The organism is Clostridium beijerinckii, from assembly GCF_018223745.1.
Lineage (GTDB): Bacteria > Bacillota > Clostridia > Clostridiales > Clostridiaceae > Clostridium > Clostridium beijerinckii.
On the sequence record NZ_CP073653.1, the window covers coordinates 3,083,589 to 3,105,776 of the forward strand.

At 31.4% G+C, this 22,188-nt stretch carries 17 protein-coding genes; 1 reads left to right on the forward strand and 16 read right to left on the reverse strand.

Translation table 11 applies throughout. The features are described 5' to 3' along the window. Nucleotides 1-131: 131 nt before the first annotated feature. The 7 genes from KEC93_RS13975 to KEC93_RS14005 all read right to left on the reverse strand — a co-directional run bounded on the left by KEC93_RS13975 (nucleotide 132) and on the right by KEC93_RS14005 (nucleotide 11,734). A complete protein-coding gene (locus tag KEC93_RS13975) occupies nucleotides 132-2,579 on the reverse strand; it encodes a DUF5682 family protein (RefSeq protein WP_077867978.1) in 2,448 nt (815 codons plus the stop codon). Further along, the gene (locus tag KEC93_RS13980) at nucleotides 2,554-3,399 is read right to left on the reverse strand and encodes an ATP-binding protein (protein WP_077867977.1); all 846 of its coding nucleotides are present in this window, start codon (nucleotides 3,397-3,399) and stop codon (nucleotides 2,554-2,556) included. The genes KEC93_RS13975 and KEC93_RS13980 overlap by 26 nt, the downstream gene beginning before the upstream one ends. Before the next feature lie 24 nt (nucleotides 3,400-3,423). Next, nucleotides 3,424-4,227, reverse strand: coding sequence for a DUF2262 domain-containing protein (locus KEC93_RS13985; RefSeq protein ID WP_077867976.1), 804 nt, complete (start codon nucleotides 4,225-4,227; stop codon nucleotides 3,424-3,426). Nucleotides 4,228-4,237: 10 nt separating this feature from the next. Then, a complete protein-coding gene (locus KEC93_RS13990) occupies nucleotides 4,238-7,744 on the reverse strand; it encodes a DUF4132 domain-containing protein (protein ID WP_077867975.1) in 3,507 nt (1,168 codons plus the stop codon). Nucleotides 7,745-7,917: 173 nt separating this feature from the next. Then, nucleotides 7,918-8,055: a hypothetical protein gene (locus KEC93_RS13995; protein ID WP_172462716.1), complete on the reverse strand. Its 138-nt coding sequence runs from the start codon at nucleotides 8,053-8,055 to the stop codon at nucleotides 7,918-7,920. Between the two features lie 6 nt (nucleotides 8,056-8,061). Next, nucleotides 8,062-8,304, reverse strand: a complete 243-nt coding sequence (locus KEC93_RS14000) for a hypothetical protein (protein ID WP_238892897.1) — start codon at nucleotides 8,302-8,304, stop codon at nucleotides 8,062-8,064. A gap of 34 nt (nucleotides 8,305-8,338) precedes the next feature. Further along, nucleotides 8,339-11,734, reverse strand: a complete 3,396-nt coding sequence (locus KEC93_RS14005; RefSeq protein ID WP_077867974.1) for a DUF4132 domain-containing protein — start codon at nucleotides 11,732-11,734, stop codon at nucleotides 8,339-8,341. Between the two features lie 456 nt (nucleotides 11,735-12,190). Here KEC93_RS14005 and KEC93_RS14010 point away from each other — a divergent pair, with 456 nt between their 5' ends. Further along, nucleotides 12,191-13,282 carry a glycerol dehydrogenase gene (locus KEC93_RS14010; protein WP_077867973.1) on the forward strand — a complete coding sequence of 364 codons (1,092 nt, stop codon included), beginning with the start codon at nucleotides 12,191-12,193 and terminating at the stop codon, nucleotides 13,280-13,282. Nucleotides 13,283-13,684: 402 nt separating this feature from the next. Here KEC93_RS14010 and accC read toward each other — a convergent pair whose 3' ends face one another. The 9 genes from accC to KEC93_RS14055 all read right to left on the reverse strand — a co-directional run bounded on the left by accC (nucleotide 13,685) and on the right by KEC93_RS14055 (nucleotide 22,049). Then, nucleotides 13,685-15,028: an acetyl-CoA carboxylase biotin carboxylase subunit gene (gene accC, locus KEC93_RS14015; protein ID WP_077867972.1), complete on the reverse strand. Its 1,344-nt coding sequence runs from the start codon at nucleotides 15,026-15,028 to the stop codon at nucleotides 13,685-13,687. A gap of 22 nt (nucleotides 15,029-15,050) precedes the next feature. After that, nucleotides 15,051-15,512, reverse strand: a complete 462-nt coding sequence (locus KEC93_RS14020; protein ID WP_077867971.1) for an acetyl-CoA carboxylase biotin carboxyl carrier protein — start codon at nucleotides 15,510-15,512, stop codon at nucleotides 15,051-15,053. Nucleotides 15,513-15,526: 14 nt separating this feature from the next. Further along, on the reverse strand, nucleotides 15,527-16,528 hold the full coding sequence (locus KEC93_RS14025; RefSeq protein WP_077867970.1) for a 5-oxoprolinase subunit C family protein: 1,002 nt from the start codon (nucleotides 16,526-16,528) through the stop codon (nucleotides 15,527-15,529). Continuing rightward, the gene (pxpB, locus tag KEC93_RS14030) at nucleotides 16,528-17,238 is read right to left on the reverse strand and encodes a 5-oxoprolinase subunit PxpB (protein WP_031275989.1); all 711 of its coding nucleotides are present in this window, start codon (nucleotides 17,236-17,238) and stop codon (nucleotides 16,528-16,530) included. Before pxpB ends, KEC93_RS14025 begins: the two co-directional genes overlap by 1 nt. A 67-nt stretch (nucleotides 17,239-17,305) precedes the next feature. Continuing rightward, nucleotides 17,306-18,436: an alanine racemase gene (alr, locus tag KEC93_RS14035; protein WP_012058964.1), complete on the reverse strand. Its 1,131-nt coding sequence runs from the start codon at nucleotides 18,434-18,436 to the stop codon at nucleotides 17,306-17,308. Between the two features lie 22 nt (nucleotides 18,437-18,458). Then, complete coding sequence (locus KEC93_RS14040; RefSeq protein ID WP_012058965.1) at nucleotides 18,459-19,226, reverse strand: LamB/YcsF family protein; 768 nt, start codon at nucleotides 19,224-19,226, stop codon at nucleotides 18,459-18,461. Between the two features lie 36 nt (nucleotides 19,227-19,262). After that, complete coding sequence (locus KEC93_RS14045; protein WP_077867969.1) at nucleotides 19,263-20,051, reverse strand: putative hydro-lyase; 789 nt, start codon at nucleotides 20,049-20,051, stop codon at nucleotides 19,263-19,265. Nucleotides 20,052-20,116: 65 nt separating this feature from the next. Next, on the reverse strand, nucleotides 20,117-21,190 hold the full coding sequence (locus KEC93_RS14050; RefSeq protein ID WP_039768590.1) for a DUF4392 domain-containing protein: 1,074 nt from the start codon (nucleotides 21,188-21,190) through the stop codon (nucleotides 20,117-20,119). Nucleotides 21,191-21,200: 10 nt separating this feature from the next. Continuing rightward, on the reverse strand, nucleotides 21,201-22,049 hold the full coding sequence (locus KEC93_RS14055) for a D-amino acid aminotransferase (protein WP_012058968.1): 849 nt from the start codon (nucleotides 22,047-22,049) through the stop codon (nucleotides 21,201-21,203). Between the last annotated feature and the right edge of the window lie 139 nt (nucleotides 22,050-22,188).

Here is a 22,188-nt window from a genome sequence, read left to right on the forward strand (position 1 = left end):
CCCTTTCTCTTTTAAAGTAAAACTTACACTTAGCAAATATTATTTCACATCATATAACTGTTAACTCAAACCAATTCCCATAATATAAGTTATTTAATCTGCACTTTATCTAGAATCTTACATATGGTGTTTTATTGATGTATATTCCACTTCTTCAAAATCTCCATTGCATATTTATCTAATGATACTGCTAGGTTTATATCCTCTTCTTTTAATGCCTTTTCATATAGAATATTAATATCATCAGTGCTGTACACTTTTGCTGCCTCTTTAGCAATACTGTCAATTTCAAAAGGATTAAAGAATGTAAAACTAAATCTCAAATCTGGAAGAAGTACCATGAACTGCTCCTCTTCTATGTTTCTCATAAAGCTATCTATTCCATTAAGTAAATCCTCTTCAATAAGTAATAAGTCTTTAGCTGTAGAAAATAGTCCTTTTAAAAAGCTTCCTGACTTCATAAGTTTTTCCCCAGTTCCATAAAGATACTGCATTGCCTTATCTGTTACTTCCTTAGAATTAATAGAATTTAATCCGTATAATATACCTAATGCTGCTCCTTCAACTGCGCTGTTTAGATTCTTCTTATTAATAAGCAGTTTTAAGCTGTCGATTAAGGTTTCACTATCAAAATCAGCTTTATTAGAAATATGATAAATATCTTTTAGCTTAGATATAACTTCATTTTCATTGTCATAATCTACAGTGCTTAAACTTGTTATTTGAGACACAGCTTTATTATAGGCAGCAGTAAAGAATTCTTTAAGCTTTTCATTCATAGTAATGTTAAGCAAATCCTCTGAATTACATAAAAAATTTAGATTGTAACAAGAATTTGTAACTGAAATAAAATCTTCATCGTCATTTAAGATTTCACCAAAGGAAGGAAGAAGTCCCTGAAAACTGCTTTCAACGCCCATAAGTGCAGCTTCTATTAAAAGTAGTGAAGCTTCTCCAGATACATTTTCACAAGAGATAAACCTCTTTGTAAGTATAGAACTCGCTGCCTCCTTTAAACTCCCGCCATGCACTGAAAGTTCTATAAGTGTACTTTGAAGTTTAGTAGTCCATTTATACTTCCATACTTCTCTTACTAAATTGGTATTTTTCCTTTTAATAAAATCAGGTCCCTTTTCCATGAAGCAAAAGTTAGTATTTAAGAACTTCATTATATGAAAAAACTTACTTTGCTCCCTATGCTTTTTACTCTTATAAATACTTAATGGCACTTCATTTTCTAAAGTAGTAGTTTTTATGTTAAACTTTCTGCACAATTCATTAAAATCTTGTACTATAGGTGGCATTTCTGATAATGCGCATAGCTTACCTATTTTATTTCCTGTAAGCAGGTCTCTCAAATATTTTAAAGAAACCTGTGCCTCTGCATCCATTTCACCTTTTACAAAAGAAGATGTTATGCCATCCTTAAGCTCATAAACTCCACATTCATACTTGTTCCTTAGAGATTTAAGTCCCTTTGCCATATTAAAGGCCTCAATTTCATCTGCTGTGGAAAGATTTCCATGATTTTTTCTTATAAGTTTCCCGCAGTGTACAATATAATTAAGAACTGCTTCTTCGTAAGGCTTATCCATCTTTTTTTGAATATTTTCAAAAACTCGTTGATAAAAAGCAGGATGAGGCATTCCGCTGGCATAACCATTTAATTGATCACTTTCCTCAAAAGAATAGGACATGGCATATACTCCTGTATCCTCTTGTGCTATATTATGAAGAGTTATTTCCTCATTAGATTCAAGTCCATCAATAAGAGCAGAAGTATGAAATCCTCCGCTTACTACAAGAACTTTATTGTATTTTTTAACAGCTTCTCTTATTTTCATACTCATAAACTTTTCTCTAGAAAGACATCCATCTTCTTTAAGCATTTCTTCATTATAGCTTTCCCTAGAAAGATAGCAGGAAAATATCATATTTTCTATAAACTTCTCAGTACTTATCTTAAGTCCATCTATTTCGAATAATTTTTCCCAAAGCTCATTATAATTTCTGCAGCCTTCCTTTTCACAAAGGGTTTTAATAAAAATACTTTCCTTCATTAAATAATCATCATTATAGGTATTTTTCTCCTGAGCTTTTCCCATAACCTCTAGTTTTTTGCTGTTTATAAGTATTTCAGCATATGATAAATCTATGAACTCGCAGGCAATATTTTTCTTTTTTCCTTCTCTTAATGCTAAAAGCTCTGGCGAAAAATCTAAAAAGGGATAATAGCACCTATACTTTTCTTTATTTTCTTCTATAAATGAATTTCTATCAAAATAACTATAGTAAATACATACAGGGGCTTTTGTTTCCTCATGAGCTATATACTTTATTACTTTATTTGCCTCTGCAGGTCCTTCAATTAATATAATCTCAGGATTATAACTCTCTATTACCTTTTTCAGATGAAAACTACAAGCAGGACTATGGTGTCTTACTGGGAAAAACATTACTTTGCTTTCTAAATTGTAAGCTTTTTTCACATAGTTTTTTATTCTATTATCTATATTCTGATTGTCTATATTTTTACCCATGCTAGTTCCACCTTTATTTAATCCACTTTTTAGCTTCATAGAAATCCTTCCAGTTACCACCCATTTTTGCACTTTTACCTTTAACTACAATGTTAAAATAACTCCTTAGTTTATCCACATCTTCACGGCTTTCCTTAAGGACAGAACCTAGTATGTTTTGTACCATAGTACTCATATCAATTTTAGAATCTCCATAGTAAAAGCTGCTCATTTCATTAACTCCACGGTCTCTAGTATTAGCAGTAGCTATAACATTGAAACCAGGAGATGCACAAAGCAGTCCTTCTTCTCCAAACTCTGGTATATTTAATACTTTATCACTAAGTATACTGATTAAACTATCTTGCACCTCTGCTGGGCATCTAGTGATTTCCTCAAATCTAGTTATAGTTCCTTTTTTCATGCCTATATACAAAGGAGAAGGCACTAATGCTTCTTTAACTGGTCCTTTAGCTAAAAGCAAAGCATAATTCCAAGTATACTTAATCATATCCTCTGTTGTTCCTGCAGTTCCTTGTATAGTGTTTGTACTATATCCACAAATAGCAGCAGATAAAAGCTCACTTAACATGGTTTTAGCTGTTCCAGGCTCTCCAACCAGCATAAGTCCTCTATTTCCAGCTAAAGTTATAATACATCTCTCAATAAGAGCATCATCTCCATAAAATTTCTTTGTAATATTAACATTCTTTCTTTTTAGCTTTAAAGGCTTACTGCTTCCTAAAATAAAAGTCCTTACAGCCTTAGGAGATAATCTCCAGTTTTCTGGTTTAGGCCCGTCATCGTTAGCTTCTAATGCAGCTAATTCCTCTGCATATAATATTTCAACGGTAGGTTTTAATGCTTTTATTTCACTCATATATACTCTCCTTTATTCTTCCTTTTAGCCCGCGATGTCTGCTGACTCAAAACTACCATTTATATTTCCGCTGACTATAATGCAGTGTCCTGCAAACAAGTCTCCATCAAAAAAGAAAATCTCAAACTCACCTTCAGGATAAACACTTATGGTATCCAACTCTATAGATTTAATAAACATTTCTTCTGTAACTTCGTCAATTTCATCCTCTTCATCAATCCAATCATTGGCAAGTTCTAAAAGTTCACTTGCAGCATAAGCTCTAATTCTATCGCTCCAATCTTTTTGATTTTTGAAAAGCTCATGAGCAGTTTTAAGAGAATCTTTCATTCTTTCTTCCTCATCTAGATCAAAATATAATCGTCCTTCTTCTCCTGCCCAAATGATATCATTCTGAAAAGTCTTGATACCTTTATCTAATTGAAATTTTCCAAAGATTTCATCTTCATAAAATACTGGTTTAAGTTCTTCTGCTAATATATCCTGAAGCTCCTCATCCTTGTAGTTTGCATCCATTAGCTCCACAAGCATGAAGGATTTTTCGCCTTTTCTAAGTTTAAGTTTAATTATAGAATTTCCTTTAATAGTCTTTTGCCATTCCTTTAAGCCTTCGTTATCAGTAAGCCACGATAAATTAATCTCCTCTTTTACTGATGGCTCATTGCTGTTTAAATCCTTCCAAGTAATAAGGTTTATAGAAGCCCTCCATAACTCTTCTTTTCCTCCTTTGCCTGCACCAACTCCTAGAGATGATGTTACAGCAGCTACCTCAAATATCTCCTCTTTGAATCTGCTATCAAAGGTTTTTATCTCTTCATTTTTACTCATAGTTTCCTCCTTATTTCTCTTCTCTCCACTTATCATTGTTTCCTGTTTTAGAAACCAAAGCTCTACTCACTTGATAAAGAATTTCACTAAAGAATCTCTCAGGCAGTGTACCTATGGATATAGTATTTTGTTTCTGTGTTTTCTCATTTATATACGCATACTTAGACATGGTTCCTAATTTATAAAAACACAAATCATATACTGTTACCTCTTCACTTTCATAGCCTACAGATACACCGCTGAAATTTAGTCCTACTTCCACTTTATGATTATTGTCTTCTTTATAAAAAGCATAATAACCACCACCATCGCCAATGGCTCCTCTAATCCATCCAAAGTCCGTTAATTTACCAAGTAAGGATAAACCATTTAACATGACTCCACCAAAGCGCTCTACAGTATTTCTATTTCTTTCTTCTTCTGTAACAGTAAATATTTCTCTATTTAACTGTTCAAATGGCTGTTTGATTTCATAGTTTTCAAATTGTTCTGTCCACAAAGCCATGTCCTCATTATTTAATTCAATAGGGTGAACAATTCCTATTATCATTCCATCTTCTAATTCATACTCTTCTTCATCCTTAGTATTAAAGCTGCCATCTTCCATATATCTAAAGCTATCAGTTAAAACATCATCTTTATAAATCCCCCAGACAAGACCTATAGCAAACTTATGCATAATAGGATTTTCAACAAAAAGTTTTATCCAAGATTCTTTTGTCCATTTTCTATTGCTAGATAAGGCCATTTCTAAACGAATCGCTTGTATATTAGCAACTGTTTTTAACTGCTTCTTTAAATTTTTAAATTCTGCAGAAGCTTCCTTTGCCTTAACTTCATCATCCTTCTTAGCTGGAGTTGGCAGGCTTTTAAGCTTTTTGCCACTTTCATCAGTTACTTCTAAAGTGAGCTCTGGAGTAAGTGATGCAATAAATTTTCTATCTCCATAATCAAAAATTCTTTCTCCTCTTACATCAAAGCCTAAATTTGGAACTATCCTATCAGAAAGCTCTTCTATGTCTATTCCCATTTGCTCTGCTGCAAATTTAAGAGCTGAAGCTGCTGCATTTTTAACTTGCTTAAATTTAAACTTTCTTGATATATTGTCTACTATTATCAAAGCCTCATTACTTCCATTTAGAGCAAGAGCCTTAACTGCTTCACTAGCTATTGCACCTCTTGAATTCTTAGGCCACTCTTCTATATTCTTTTTAATTAAACTTATCACTTCATAGTCTCCATAAACTGAAGCAAATGGTAGTACCCATTTTTTCTTACTTTCTGCACCTGCATCCAGCCACCTTTGTAGAACTTCTAAGGCAAGTTTAGATAAGTCCCTTTTATCTAAAAGTTCTCCTACCTTTAAAGCTTCACTACTTAATCCAATTTCAATACAGGAAGCATAACATACAAGCATATATTTTATAATTTCACTTTCTGCATAAGCTTCACTATCCTTAAACTTTATCTTTGTCAAAGTATCACAATTCAGCCATCTTAGAGTTGCTGCTTTATTACCTTTTAAACCCTGCTTACAGTATTTTAAAATATCTAATTCTTCATTTTTTTCTTCCAAAGCACTTTCTAGATTTAAAGCTTCCCTTATAAGCGCTTTTATCTTTTCACTTTTTTCTACTTCTAAGGCTTTGTTTAAGGCTTCCATAACTTTTTCATCACCGCTCTTTAAAAGCACCTTTACTGCCGATTCCCTAACTGCCTGTTTTTTTGAACTTAAGTTAGTTATCACCATCTGCTGATTTATCTTGCTTGAGCTTAAAAGCTTTATTACTGTTTCCTTTACGACTTTAGATGAATCGCCTAAATACTCTATAAGAATTTTTGCACTTTTAGTCTCCTCAAGAGTTTTATTTAAAGTTTCTAAAATTCCCTTTCTACTTTCAGCATCACAATTAGTGATATTTTCTATTACCTCTTCTTCATTTGTTTCAATTAACTTTTCTATAATTTTAACTGCTTGGCTGCTTAAGCTATTTCTGACGTAATTACCAAATGCACAATGTCCTAAATAACATATATAGTTTTTAATAGATGCTCCACAACTTACAAGTAGTTCAATGTAAGAATTCAAATCATCTTCTGATGCCTTTTTCCCCTCGTACTTTAGATAATCATTATACATATTTCTTAATATGTCTGGATTTCCTGTGGTAATAAATATATCCATAGCCCTTGAAAACATCGAAGATTGATCCTTTAACCAAAACAGAATTTTAGAAAAATTAAATGAAGGCATGTACATATCTCTTTTTCCAAATAAGCCTTCTAAAGACTTATCTATGTCACTAAAAGAGATATTTCCTTCTAAGTATTGTATAAAATCTTCGTAAACCTCTCTTTCAATACCATTCTTGTCCATAAACGTAGAAAATTCATGTATAAAAGCATCTTCTGCATCATTTAGAAATTCCTTACCTTCTCCTTTTTTCCAAAGAAGGAAGGCCATATAAGCTTTATTCATGCCAAAACACATTTCTGTAGCTTTTTTAAATTCTTCTATGTGTTTATCTGCTTCTTCCTTTAATTCTTTTCCATAGGTATAGTTATAATTTAAATTGTTAGACGCTCCAAGCCATGCGATGTATGATTCTCTTTTAATTTGAAGCGCATCCACAAGGTTTGATATTACATTATATCTGTTATATTTTAGATAATTATGTAAATCGTAAAAGAACTCTTTATAATCAAATTCTGCAGCAAATTTAGTAAATCTTCTTGATATTTCAGATTCAATGCATATAGTACAACTAGTTCCTATCAAAAACCTAAAAATATACTTATTAAGGTTTACTACTAATCTGCTATCATTCTTTAAATTTTCCACTATGTCTTGCAGATTGGAAGTTCCTTCCTTTAAATATTCAATTAATGCGTCTTTCTGCATTTCAGATATACTATTATTAAATAAATTTCCTATGGATTCAATCATGTCATTTTCTAACCACTGGAAATATTCTTTATCTTTTTCCTTGTAAGCTAAATAAGTTATTATTATAGCTTTTTCATTTATTTCGCTTATCTTAATAGCTTCTAAAAATGAATCTCTATACTTTTCATAAAGACTATCATAAAACAAAATAAATCCACGATCTAAAGTTCTTTCCTGCTCAGTGATAGACGTGGCATAATAAGCTATAACAAAGACTGGACTTAAACCGTATTTTAAAAACTCTTTATAATAAGAAGTTGGTTTATAATAACTTGTCTTATCTAAGACAAAAAATAAAGAAGACTTGCCCATTTGAAATAGTATTCTTAAGTATTTTGACAAATAATCATTAGCTTTATGCTTGACTAAAGAATGATATACACTAACCACTGCCTCTACCGCATCACTCTTTAACTGTTTCATATCTATACTAGGAAGATTATTAAAGAAATCCTCTTCTTTGATGCTGCCTTCCACATATTCTTTAAAATCATCAATAACTTCATACGTTAAGCCTAAATCTAAAAACACATTACTTATTTTTTCTGTTAAATGCTGTTCCAATCCCATTTTACTTAACACTCCTCCTATACCTATAATTCATTAATAATTTTTATACCTTCTATCTTCATCTTACTTTCCCTACTTAACAATTATGTATTGTCTATCTCTTATTTTTTGAGCTTCTTCTGAAATATTGATAATTATGATTAAAATCAATTCAGTATTTTAGAACATATCTTTTAAATATCATTATTTGTTACATCACTATAAATTGTCATGATTGATAACTTCCATGCTACACCTTTATACAAATTAGTCAGAACACCATTCTTTAAAGCTAAATAATACTCCATTCCAAAACTGTATATTATTTTCATTGCCGTCTATAATTGCACTCTTGCATCCTCAAGGATTATCCACATATTTTTTTCATCATAATCTTTTACCTTTGCAGATACTAAGTGATTAGGGTATAAGTTCTTTGCTTCTGAGTTTCTGGCACATTCTTCATAATCAGCAATATCAATTGTTTTGTTCTCTAATTCTATAATCACTCCTTGAGGGCAAAACACTTTCAATATTCCTTCTACTTCTTTTCCTTTAGTGAAGTATTCTTTAGCACGCAACCAATCTTCTGTTACCTCAACCGTCTCATAATTTTTACCTATCCATTTTCCAATTAGCTGTAAAGCCAGTCTTAGCCTCTAACGTCCTGTCCACATCATAAAGTATTTCGCTAAAGAATCTTTTTGGAACCTTTATTGGTACAATTGTATTCTCATCAGTTACTTCATCATAAACATAGCTTCCTCTTTCGACCGTACTTGCTTTGTAAAAAACAAGTTCATAAATAGTAGTTTCTTCATCTTCATAACCAACTCCAAGATACTCAAATTGAAGCTCTGCACCTATTCCTATTTTTTCATCTTCCTTATAAAACTGATAATAGCATCCTGCGTCTTGTATTGAACCTCTATACCATCCCATTTTAGTAAGCTTACCTACAAGTGAAAGCCCATTAATCTTAGTTCCGGCAAAACGTTCTATATTCTTCATTTCTTTCTCTTCTTCAGTCACAGTATAAACCTTCCTTTGTAGTTGCGGGAAAGGCTGTACTATTTCATAATCTTCGAATTGCTGCTTCCAACCTTCTAACATTTCTGTTTCAAGTTCTAAAGGATGCACAACTCCTATAAAAGAATTGTCTATAAGATTATATTCTTCCTCATCAACTGTATTAAAACTACCATCTTCCATATATCTAAAGGTATCCTTTAGTTCTCCATCTTCATAAATCCCCCATACCAAGCCAAGAGAAAAATTATGCATAATGGGATTTTCTACAAAAAGTTTTTCCCAATCTTTTTTCTTCCATAGTCTGTTTACTGCAAGAGCCATTTCTAGTCTTAAGCTTTGGGCCGAAACAATAGTTTTCATCTGTTTCTTTAAAGCTTTGAATTCATTTGCTGCCTCTTTAGCTTTTAGCTCATCATCAGATTTATTTGGTTTTGGCATAGTCTTAATTACTTTTCCAGTATTATCAGTAATCTTTAAAGAGAAATCTAATCCGAAACTTACAGTAAAACTTCTGCTTCCAAAATCAAATATTCTTTCTCCTCTTTTATTAAAACCTAAATCTGGTATTATTTTATCTGCTAAATCATCTTCAGTTAAATTAAACATCTTTGCTGCTGACACAAAAGCTTCTGCTGCTGCTTTTTTAATCTGTTTATGCTTAAATTTTCTAGCTATACTATCTATTATTATCAAGGCATCATCACTGCCATTTAAAGCTAAAGCTTTTACTGCCTCACAAGCGATAGCTCCTCTTGAAGTTTTTGACCAAACATCTATTTGAGTTTTTAATGTATTTACTACATTGAAGCCTCCAATTGCTGAAACTAGAGCTAGTACCCATTTTTGTTTTGTATCTGCACCATTATTAATCCAAAGATTTAGAATTTCACTTCCAATGGCGTCTAAATCAGCCTTATTGCACCTTTCTATTACCTTTTCTGCTGTAAGATTTCTTTCTACCACATTTTCAAGAGAGTATTTACTTATAATATAAGTTATTACATCCTTTGACAAAACATTTCCATCTTCATACTTTACGTCTGTGAATCCTTCTACAACCGTCCATTCTGGTGCAGTATACGAAGTTTTCTTGAGCCTCTCACTGCAGTAACTACTTATACTATTAGCACTTTCAAGTATTTCGGTGTCTAAATAATCTGCATTTACAATGTTTAAAAGTAAAATCTTAACTTTTTCATTTTTTTCTTTCTCCGCAAATTTTTCGATTTCTGCTTTAAATTCTCTCATATCAAAATTCATTAAGATTTTAGCAGCAATTTCTCTAGTTGCAGTCTTTTTGCTTGCTAAAATCCCTAAAACTTGCTTTTTGCATCCTTCATAAGAACTTAGAAGTCCTGCAATTTTATCTCTAATAAACTTTGAATTATCTGATAAACTTCTAACTAAAAGTTCAGAATATTTTTCCTTATTAGTTTTAAATAAAGCCTCAAGTACAACTTCTTTTGACTCACCTTTTAAATCCTCTGCAATATTTATAATCTCAGTATTTTCTTCATTACATAACATTTTTAAATATTCCTTGGCTTTTGGATTTAAAACTGCATCAGCAACTAGAATCAAGTGCTTTTCAATTATACCTTCACTTAAAAGTTTTTTTGCAAAACTTATGTAACTTATATCATTATATCCAGTCACATATGATATAACTGAAGCTACTAAGGCATATTCTCCAATATTAACTGATATATATATAAATCTATGTATAATATCTCTAATTTCCTCTATAGAATACATTAATTGAAAACAAAGACCATGATATCGCCATATATAGCCACTATGTCCATCAAATTTCTCAGTCCTATGAAAAAAGTCCTCTAATAAATCTTCATTTTTGCCTTCTAATACATACTCTAGTATTTTAGCTTTTTCTTTTCTCTCTAAAACTTCTAATGTTCTATCAGAACATATGAAAAGATTCAAAATTATTCCTATAGCATTTTTTAAGTTTTCAAGATCTACTTCTTCCTTAGAGTAGCTATAAATAAAATAAGCAAGTAAGAATACTTCTAAATCATGAAAATTATCTTGACCAAGCTTCTTTTTCTTTAGAGCTTCAAAAGTTTCTCTAAAAACTAAAGGTATTTCTTTTATCCTTTCTTCTATCTCTTCACGTATCTTCTTATTTTCTTCTCTAACATATATACTTATTAATCTATGTACATATAGCTTTTTATCAATATTAAATCTATTTGCAATATCATAACTTTGTGCTGTTTTATCATAAAAACAAATAAATTCTACTAATTCGTAAAATAACATTTTTCTATTAGTGCTTTTACTAATGATATTGCTTACAACTTCCTTTAACTCATCACTTTTATCGCAAGCATAAGAGAAAAAATCAACTAAAGCTGTTTGCTTATCCTTTAAATATTTATTTATATTATCTGCATCTTCAAAATTATGTTTTATAAATTCTTCTTCATTCTCTGGTAAACTACAGCCATTTTTAATTGCTAAGGCTGCTAATGACAATTTAGTAAACTCGTCTTCTGCTTCTAAAAAAGTTTTTGATAATATTTCCTTGTCTTCTGATACCATTTCTTCAACGATTGTAATTACTTCTATTACATTTCTGCGATAAAGACAATTTTTTATAAGCCATAATAGAAGCTTTTCTTTATGTTCCATAGGTTTTAAATAATTTACAGTTTTAGATACAGAATAAAATCTTCCATTTATTATTTGAAAGAAGCTCTCTCCTCCTATAGCAAAGAATACATTTATTATTCTTTTAAAAATTTCTTCTTTCTCTATAAAACCGTCCATTAGCTTCCAAAAATCTGCTCTTATGTTATAGTGACTTCTAAGAGCCTTTTCCATATTATATTTATTAAATTCTTCTAAGTTTAAAGAATTTTCTCCACTTTCAATGTAAGCTTTAATCTTTATAATTTCTTCATCTTTTATAGTACAGTTACAAAGTTTAACCTTTAGTAAATTTAATAATTCATCCATTTATTTTTCCCCCATTTATATATTCTAAAATTTAAAATAAATCTTATTTCAGCGATCTATATTCACAAGTTCAAGTTTAATCTGAGATATTTATATGAATAAAATTATACCATACCTTTCTATTTATCATAATAATTGTAGTTTAAACTAAAATATGTTAAATTGTTCTTTCTTAAATTCTCAATGGTTTTTCTATAAATTCCTATATAGTTTGTCTTGTTGAAAAATTATATATCTAAAGTGTGTTCCGTAAATTTTATAATATAAATGTGCATTGTGTTACTCACTCAAAGCTTCATCATCACCAAATATTTGATCATCAATGGTTGTATTATGTAACATTACTTTAATTACTTCCTTTTGATGCATGTAAACTTTACCATAACTGATAAAACTGGTATAATTTAAGACATAATAATTAATATACATTGTTAAAGAGTTAAGGGGGAGTTTTTTATGGCAAAAATTATGATTGCACCAAGTAAATACATTCAAGGTAATGGAGAATTGAAAAATATTGCAGAATACGTATCTGTACTTGGTGAAAAAGCATTATGCTTGATTAGTGAAAGTGGCTTAAAAAGGGTAAAAGATACTATAGATAAAAGTTTTGAGGCTAAAAATATAGGTGTAAAATATGATTTATTTAACGGAGAATGCTCTATAACTGAAGTAAATCGTATTATCAAAATTTGTGATGAAAATCAATTAACTGTTCTCATTGGTATTGGCGGTGGAAAAATTATTGATACTATTAAGGCTGTTGGATACTATGCAAATCTTCCTGTTGTGATTGTACCTACCATAGCTGCTACAGATGCTCCATGCAGTGCTTTGTCAGTTTTATACACTGATGATGGCGTCTTTGATAAATACTTATTCTTAAAGCAAAATCCTAATATAGTTTTGGTTGATACTGGTATTATTGCAAAAGCTCCAGTTCGTCTTTTAGTATCTGGTATGGGTGATGCCTTAGCGACATATTTTGAAGCAAGAGCTTGTGAAAAGTCTAATGCTGGAACATGTGCTTTTGGTACTACTACTATTACAGCTCAAGCATTAGCTAGACTATGCTATGATACATTAATTACTGAAGGATATAAGGCAAAACTTGCTGTAGAAGAAGGAGTTTGTACAAAATCAGTAGAAAAAATAGTTGAAGCTAATACTCTTCTTAGTGGTCTTGGATTTGAAAGCGGTGGTATTGCAGCGGCTCATGCTATCCATAATGGTTTAACTGTATTGCCAGCTTGTCATCATATGTACCATGGAGAAAAAGTTGCATTTGGTACATTAGCTCAATTAGTTCTTGAAAATGCTCCAATGGATGAAATTGAAGAAGTATTAGATTTCTGTACTAGAGTCGGTCTTCCTGTTACTTTAAAACAATTAGGTATCGATGAAATAAAGCCAGAAGAAATTATGGAAGTTGCAAAGGCTGCTACTTCAAAAGAAGATACTGCACATAATATGCCATTTGAAGTTACCCCTGAAGATGTCTACGCTGCTATTTTAACAGCTAACAGATTAGGACAAGAATATATGTAATAAGTAAAAAATTTGCAGGCAGATAAAATTTCTTTTTTTGTTCCTTTTAGAATATAAAAACTATTCAATTAATTTTTTAAAGTTGTCTGCACAGTTTACTGGAATAAAAGTTCCTAAAGACTAAAAAAGGCTTAAAGTAAGTAAATATTTGCTCACTTTAAGTCTTCTTTATATTAGCATAAACACATTTTCCAGAAATTTTATATATTTAATGATAACTATATATTAAATTATTCTAAAAGTCTTAATTTCATATGGATTTATAGTAAAGATGAATTTTTTTAGTTCTGTAACCCTCTATATTGAAAATATTAATGTGTAATCTTTAATATTAATATCTTCACCAAGAGTATCTAAAACATCCATGCCCAATATGCAGTCTAATTAAATCATAAGAATTTATTAACAGATTTTATGTATTTCCAAAAATTTTGTATTAAAGTTTCCTTTTCTAAAAGTTTCATTATCCATTAATTTTTTGTGAAAAGGAATTGTTGTTTTAACTCCTTCAATAACAAATTCATTTAATGCTCTTTTCATTCTTAAAATTGCTTCATCTCTATCTCTTCCCCAAGCAATCACTTTTGATACCATTGAATCATAAAATGGTGAAATAACGTATCCTGGATAAACTGCACTATCTATTCTTAAACCAATTCCCCCAGGTGATAAATAATTTTCAACCTTTCCTGGACAAGGAATAAAGTTTCTAGATGGATCTTCCGCATTTATTCTACATTCTAAAGCGCATCCATTTATCTTAACATCTTCTTGAGTAAAAGATAATTTTTCACCACTTGCTACTAATATTTGTTCTTTCATAAGATCAATGCCAGTTATCATTTCAGTGACACCATGCTCAACTTGTATTCTTGTATTCATTTCCATAAAATAAAAATCATTATCCTCATTTAAAAGAAATTCAACAGTTCCTACACTATTATACTTTACAGCTTTAGCTACTTTTACAGCCGCTTCACCCATAGCATTTCTTAAATCTTCATTTAATGCTGGTGATGGTGATTCTTCTACAAGCTTTTGATGACGTCTTTGTATTGAACAATCTCTTTCACCTAAATGAACTACATTTCCATAATTATCTCCAATTATTTGAATTTCTACATGTCTAGTATACTCTAAATATTTCTCCAAATAAACCATAGGATTTCCGAAATAGTTTTGTGCTTCCTTTTTGGCAGTTTCAATGGAGCTTATTAATTCATCTTCAGAATTAACCACTCTCATTCCTTTACCTCCGCCTCCTGCTGATGCTTTAACTATAACTGGATATCCTATTTCTTTTGCAATTGCTATTGCTTCATTAATATTTTGTATTTCTCCATCTGTCCCAGGAACAGTAGGCACTCCGGCTCGCTTCATTGTATCTCTTGCATTAGATTTATCACCCATTAAACTTATAATTCCAGGACATGGACCTATAAATTTAATTCCAAATTCCTCACACATTTGAGCAAAATTTCTATTTTCTGAAAGGAAACCATAACCTGGATGAATAGCATCTACTTTAGCATGTATAGCGACACTCAATATATTTTGCACATTAAGATAACTATCCTTTACAAATGTTTTACCAATACAATAAGCTTCATCAGAAATTTTTACATGCAATGCATCTTTATCAGTTTCTGAATAAATAGCAACTGTTGAAATTCCAAGCTCTCTGCAAGCACGTATAATTCTAACAGCAATTTCGCCTCTATTAGCTATAAGAATTTTCTTAAACATATCTTTCTCCTTTTCAAATCACTTACTTACTTTTTATCTCAAATAGTGGTTGGCCGTATTCTACAAACTCTCCATCCTTAACTAATATATCAACTATAGTTCCTTGAACTCCAGCTTCAACTTCATTAAATAATTTCATTACTTCAATCAACCCAACAACAGTGTCACATTCTACCTCATCATTAACTTTAACGAAGGCTTGTTCATTTTTTTCTTTGGAAGAATAGAAACTCCCTGCAAAAGCGGCTTTAATATATTCCTTCTCTGTAATTTCTGACTCAACGTCCTCATTGATACTTTTCTCAATTTTAGACTGAGCAGCTTTAATTTCGCCTTTAGTAAACGTATTAGTACCAGCTAAACCTTCACATATCTTATTCTTATCTATTATTATCTTGCTATCTTCATGTTGAAATTCAAAGTGAGAAACCTCAAATTTATCAACAACTTGCATGATTTTTTCTATATCCTCTATATTAATCATAATTTCACTTCCTATTACAATATTGTAAGTCTTATTGCTTTTTTTAGTTCATCAATATATTTTTCTCTTTCAAAGTACAGCATTTCAGCTTCCTTTAATGTAATTAGATTAAATTTAATTTTACCATTAGGTTTAAGTTGAACTATTTTTTGAATATCTACAGAAATTACGTGAGCTATTTTAGGATATCCTCCTGTAGTTTGCCTATCTGCTAATAAAATAATAGGGTTACCGTCAGGTGGAATTTGAATAGTCCCAACAGAAACTTCTTCAGATATCATTTCCAATCTTTCTTTAAGTTCTATTTTTTCTCCACATAAACGATATCCCATTCTATCTGATTTATTGTCTACATTAAACTCTGAATTAAAAAATTTATTTATACTTTCATCAGAAATATTATCAAATTGCCTGTCTTTAAAAACTCTAATAATTGTGCTATTGATATTTTCTACTGTTGAATCCCCAATATACCAACTGGGAGCTACAAACTCACCTTTTTGAGTTATCTCTTGCAGCTTTTCTATTATTTTAATAGCTGCTACACTTTTAGTACCAATATTTAATATATCTCCCTTTTTCAAAGGTCTTCCATTAAAGCCTCCAAATTGTGCTCTTAAATATGTACTTTTACTTTCCATAACTTCTGGAACGGCAAAGCCGCCTGCTATAGCTAAATAAGAACGACATCCAGCTATACACGCTCCAAAATTTAATACACAGTCTTCCTTTAAATAAACTGGTCTTCCCATTGGAATTTTCTTTCCATTAATAGTAGGTGAAATATTTCCACCTGTTATAGAAATTAAGGCTCCCTTTTCTAACTCTAATGAGGGACCAATCATTGTAATTTCCAAAACACCTTCATTTTCATCATTTCCAACTGCAATGTTTGCAATTTTCATAGCATAAACATCCATAGCACCGCTAACTATAACCCCATATTTTTGATATCCATGTCTTCCTAAATCTTGAATAGTTGACTGCAGTCCTGGATTTAAAACAGATATACTCACTATTCTTCCTCCTTTAACTGTACATATTCTTCATAAGAAATAGGATAAAACTTAACTATATCTCCTGCCTTTAAAAGGCTTTTAGAATTTCTCTTTAAATCAAATAATTTTAATGGTGTCTTTCCTATAAGCTGCCAGCCCCCAGGAGTTTCTATAGGATATACCCCTGTCTGCATTCCAGCAATACCAACTGAACCTGCTGGTATTGCTATTCTTGGAGATTCACGCCTTGGAGCCGCAATTTTTTCAGACATTCCACCTAAGTATGGAAATCCTGGAGCAAAACCAATCATATAAACTAGATATTTTCCTTCAGAATGAATTTTTATAACCTCATCTACAGTAATATTATTTATTTTTGCAACTTGCTCAATATCTTGTCCAAATTCACCGCCATAGCACACTGGAATTTCAACTATATGTTCTTCATCTTCTAAAGAAAAATCAAGTTTAGATATTATATTATCCAAAATAACTTTTACCACTTCATAAGGGGATTCACTCTTCATATCCAATGGATTATAAATGACAGAAACACTTGTAAAAGCTGGTACATACTCCACCATTCCATAAAAAGGTTTCTCATCAAGATAAGTACAAAAGGTTCTTACTTTTTTATTTATATCCTCACTAATTTTTCTTCCGAACTCAACCAAAGCTGCTGTTTCACTTATTTGAGAAATTTTAGCTTTAAAATTGCTTTTTTCCATATCCATGTTTCACCCCTTTAGACCTTTTTCCTAATTTTATTTATTTTTCATTATCCCTATATAATATTTAAGCTAATTCTCTGTAAAGTCTTTGAACTCTTTTCCCTATACCGCAGACAAACTCATAATTAAAGCTTCCAGCCATATTAGCTAATTCCTCAACATAAATAATATTTTCTCCATCTTTCCCAACTAAAGTTACTTCATCTTCAATCTTCACATTATCTATATGTGTAACATCCACCATCATTTGATCCATGCAAATCCTTCCTATAATTGGTGCATATTTACCATGTATCAATACTCTTCCCTTTGAAGAAAGAGCTCTAGGATATCCATCAGCATATCCTACAGAAAGAGTTGCTATCTTTGTTTCATTTTTTGTAATATAAGTTTTCCCATAACTTACTCCATGACCTGCATCAACTATATTTACATTTATCACATGAGTTTTCCATTGAAGCGCTGGTTTTAATGTAATAGCATTTTTATTAACTTCTTCAGATGGATATAATCCATAAGTAATTATTCCACACCTCACCATATCAAAGCGATGATGATCAAATTCCATAATTCCAGCACTATTACACATATGCTTAATAGGAATATTTATATCTCTTTCTTCTAGTAAAGCTACAAATTTATCATATTTGCTTATTTGCAATTTACTATAACTTTTATCAGCTTCATCTGCTGTAGCAAAATGGGTAAACAAACCTTCAACTACTAAATTTGAAAAAGTTAAAATCTCCTGAACTTCTGCTATTCCATCTTCATTTGCATCAAAACCTATTCTAGTCATACCAGTATCTAGAGCAATATGAACTTTTGCTTCTTTTTTGCATATTGCTCCTGCCTTTGACATTTCCTTAGCCATTTCAGTATTATACACAGTTTGGGTAATATTATTTTTGACTACTTCTATATATTGACTAGGTGAGGTATATCCGAGAATTAATATAGGTAATTCTATTCCAGATTTACGTAACTCTAGAGCTTCCTCTAAAGTAGCTACACCATAATAATCCACTTCACTCTTAAGAAAATCACCTAATTCAGCAGCGCCATGTCCATATCCATCAGCCTTAATTATTGCCATAATCTTCACATTTCTTTCTATTCGTTTTTTTGCTTCATTTATATTATGCAAAATAGCCTCTAAATCTATTTTTGCATAAGTTCTAAAATATTCTCCCATAAAAAGCCTTCTTTATTATATATTAATATATTTTGTGTAGTGGAATGATTTCTATATTTTCTTCTTCAAGGCTAAGCTTAATTTTTTTTACAAATTCCAATGCCTTAGCTCCATCTCCATGGACACATATAGAATCCACTTTAATTGGTATATCTTTACCTGTAATAGATGTAACCTTGTTTTCTTTTATCATCTTAATAACTCTTTTAATAGCAACTTCTTCATCTGTAATCATCGCTCCTTCTTTAGTCCTCGCAACCAAAGATCCATCTTCTTCATAAGCACGATCAGCAAAGGCCTCTCTTGCTACTTTTAATCCAATATTTTGTGCGGCATTTATCATTTCACTTCCAGATAAGGCAAGTAAAATCAGTTCAGGATTCACTTCATATATACCTTCACAAATAGCTTCAGCAAGTTTTAAATCCTTTCCCGCCATATTATATAAAGCTCCATGTGGTTTTACATGCTGCATTTTAATTCCTTGGGCTCTACAAAAAGAATCTAAAGCACCAATTTGATATTGCACCATAGCTTTAGCTTCTTTTGGAGATACATTCATATTTCTTCTTCCAAAGCCCACTAAATCAGGAAAGCCAGGATGAGCACCAACGCTAACGCCAGCTGCCTTAGCTAGTTTTACTGTATAGTCCATTACAAGCGGATCTGCTGCATGAAATCCACAGGCTATGTTAGCAGAAGATATATATGAAATCACTTCTTCATCCAAACCAAGTTTATAGCTTCCAAAGCTTTCTCCTAAATCACAATTTAAATCTACTTTATACATAATTACCCCCGTTTGATCAGTTATGAGTTAAGCCTCTTAACTGAATTTAATGTCTATATTTTTAGTATCCGTTATAAGCATATGGCCAGGAGAATGTGTAATCACTATTTTAGGTTTAACATTCATAACCACAGATTGTGGTGTCACACCACAAGGCCAAAATACTGGAACTTCTCCTTCTTTTATTTTAACACTATCTCCAAAATCAGGCTTGCTAATGTCTGAAATTCCAATAACAGAAGGTTCTCCTATATGAATTGGTGTTCCATGAACCTTTGGCATTGCTCCAGTGACCATTACTGATTTAACAATTTGATTATAGGGAATAGGTCTCATGCTTACAACCATTTTTCCATTAAAGATCCCCGCTGGTTCACACTCTATATTGGTTATAAACATTGGCACGTTACAGTTTTCTTCTATATGCCTTACAGGTACTCCAGCCTCTAAAAGCTCTGATTCAAATGAAAAGCTGCAACCTATTAAAAAGCTCACAAAATCATCTCTCCATAAATGATCAACACTAGTATATTCACCAGTTAATATTCCATCTTCATAAACTCTATATTTAGGTATATCCTTAGCTATATCTGCATCTTCTGCAATATATCTTAAACTCCTGCTTCCCACATCACTAACTTCTAATATAGGACAAGCTTTTGGATTTCTTTGACTAAATAATAAGAAATCATAGGCTAACTCCTTTGGCAAGATAACCAAATTAGCTTGTGCATATCCAGCACACATTCCTGAAGTTGGTCCTGTAATTTTACCTTCACGTATTAAATTTCTAACTTCACTCGGTTTCATCTTAGAATAATCCATAATTATCCCCTTCCTAATACTTATTCCTATATCACTACTTGCAAATCATTCAATGTGGGCAGCCCCTACACAACATTTTCATAAAAACCTAATTCAATAACTTTATCAAACCAAGTAGCACAGGTATCTTCTAATTTAATAGAATAAGATACACATTCTCTCATCAAATTAACTATTGAAAGATTCATTGATAATCCAAAACCATCTATAGCAGGTACTAGCCATCCATACATATCTATCATTCCACTTCTTGAGGCTACTACCATTGCTTCTTCTTGTAGCTCTTTTGTGTGTAATATTTCTAAATCTTTCTTTAAATAAGCTATTGCTGCAATTAACCCATAACATCCCCAGTCTGAAACTGTTGCAGTAATAATATTATCTGCCTTTGTAGCTACTGCAATTCCACCATTACATCCACAATTACATTTTCCTTTAGCTGCATATGGAATATACTCTTCTAAATGTTCACTAATAGTTCCCATACCAATTTCATTTCCAAGATCTCCTATTGCTATATTAAGAACACCCTTGCCCTGTAATTTAGTAAATAAAATATCTTGTTTTGCCTCTAATTCAGTTACATTTAGTCCTACTGCATTATGATAAACACCAATTGAATTTGCCCCTGGACACTCAATGCTAATAACAGCGCTTGGTAATCCCTTAGCTATGATTTCATCAGCCTGCTTGGCAGCTACATTTTCATCCTTTGTAAATGGTATAGCTGCAATAGATATAGGATATTCTTTTAATTCCTCTATGCTATCATATAAGTGAACTCCTATTACTTGCGCTAAATTTTTTACAGCCTCCATATTATCTTCAGGACATATTATTACAGGTTTGACATTAAAAGCTTTAACTAAAGCTCTAGCTAATATCATAGAGCTAACAATTCCATCCATCTCAGCCTTTTTAAAAGGAAGAAGTACAAAACCAGTCATTATATAGACTAAGTCGCCATCTTTTAAGGTGTTCACCAATTTTTTTGCTGCATTTGTAGTTAAAGGCTCTTTTGTATACTCTCTTGCTGCAGAATATAAAATGCGGCATACACCATATCCCCTAGGGTCTAAATTCATTAAATTATCTAAATTCTCTCCCAAATTAAATATTGTTAATTCTTGTTGATTCATATTCTACCTCCTATTCTGTTTTTGTTTCTTCTAAGAACTCATTTAACAATGCATCTTGTAATTTCTTTACAAGCTCTGGTGCTTTTCCCCCTACAGGTATTCCATCTATTTCACTGGTTGCCATACAAAATTGACCTGAACTAGTAACTATAACTTCATCTGCCTCCATTAATTCCTTCAAGGTAAATGCTGTTTCATCTACAGGAATATTAAAGGATTTACACATTTTAATAAGGTGAGCTCTTGCTATACCTGGTAAAATTAAATTGTCTGTTGGAGCAGTTTTTAATATACCATCCTTAATAATTGATACATTGCTATGTGCACATTCAGTTACTCTATCCCCTCTATGAAATACAGCTTCCTGACATCCTGCCTCTTCAGTTTTTTGAGATGCAATTACACTTGGTAATAAATTTAAGGTTTTGATATTACAGTGTAAAAATCTAGTGTCTTCTAAAGTGATTAACTTTAATTTTTGTGACATATCCTTAATATTTAAAGGCTTTAACATAATCCATAGATTTGCAGGGACCTCATCTCCAGGAAAAGCATGATTTCTCATTCCAGTTCCTCTAGTAATTTGCCAATATACAAATTGTTCTCCTGAATCAACCTTTAATACCATCTCCTTAAGGATTTCTTTTACTTGCTCCTTTGAATAAGGAATTTTAATTCCTAATAAACCAGCGCTGTTGTAAAATCTTTCAATATGCTCCTCCAATGCAAAAATCTTGTGATTTCTGCTATAAGTAGCATCATAAACTCCATCTCCAAAATAGCAAACACGATCAAGCATTGGTACTGTCATTTCCTCTAATAATCCAAACTTTCCATTATAATAACCTAAATTCTCCATTGTATTTTCCTCCTAAAATTCTTAAAATAAAAAACCAGACATATTTTAGACCTTTGAATTTGACTTCTTCGTCTAAAGTATATCTGGTTTTTCTTTGAAACTAATACTATATTCATATAGTATATCTCACAGAAATATT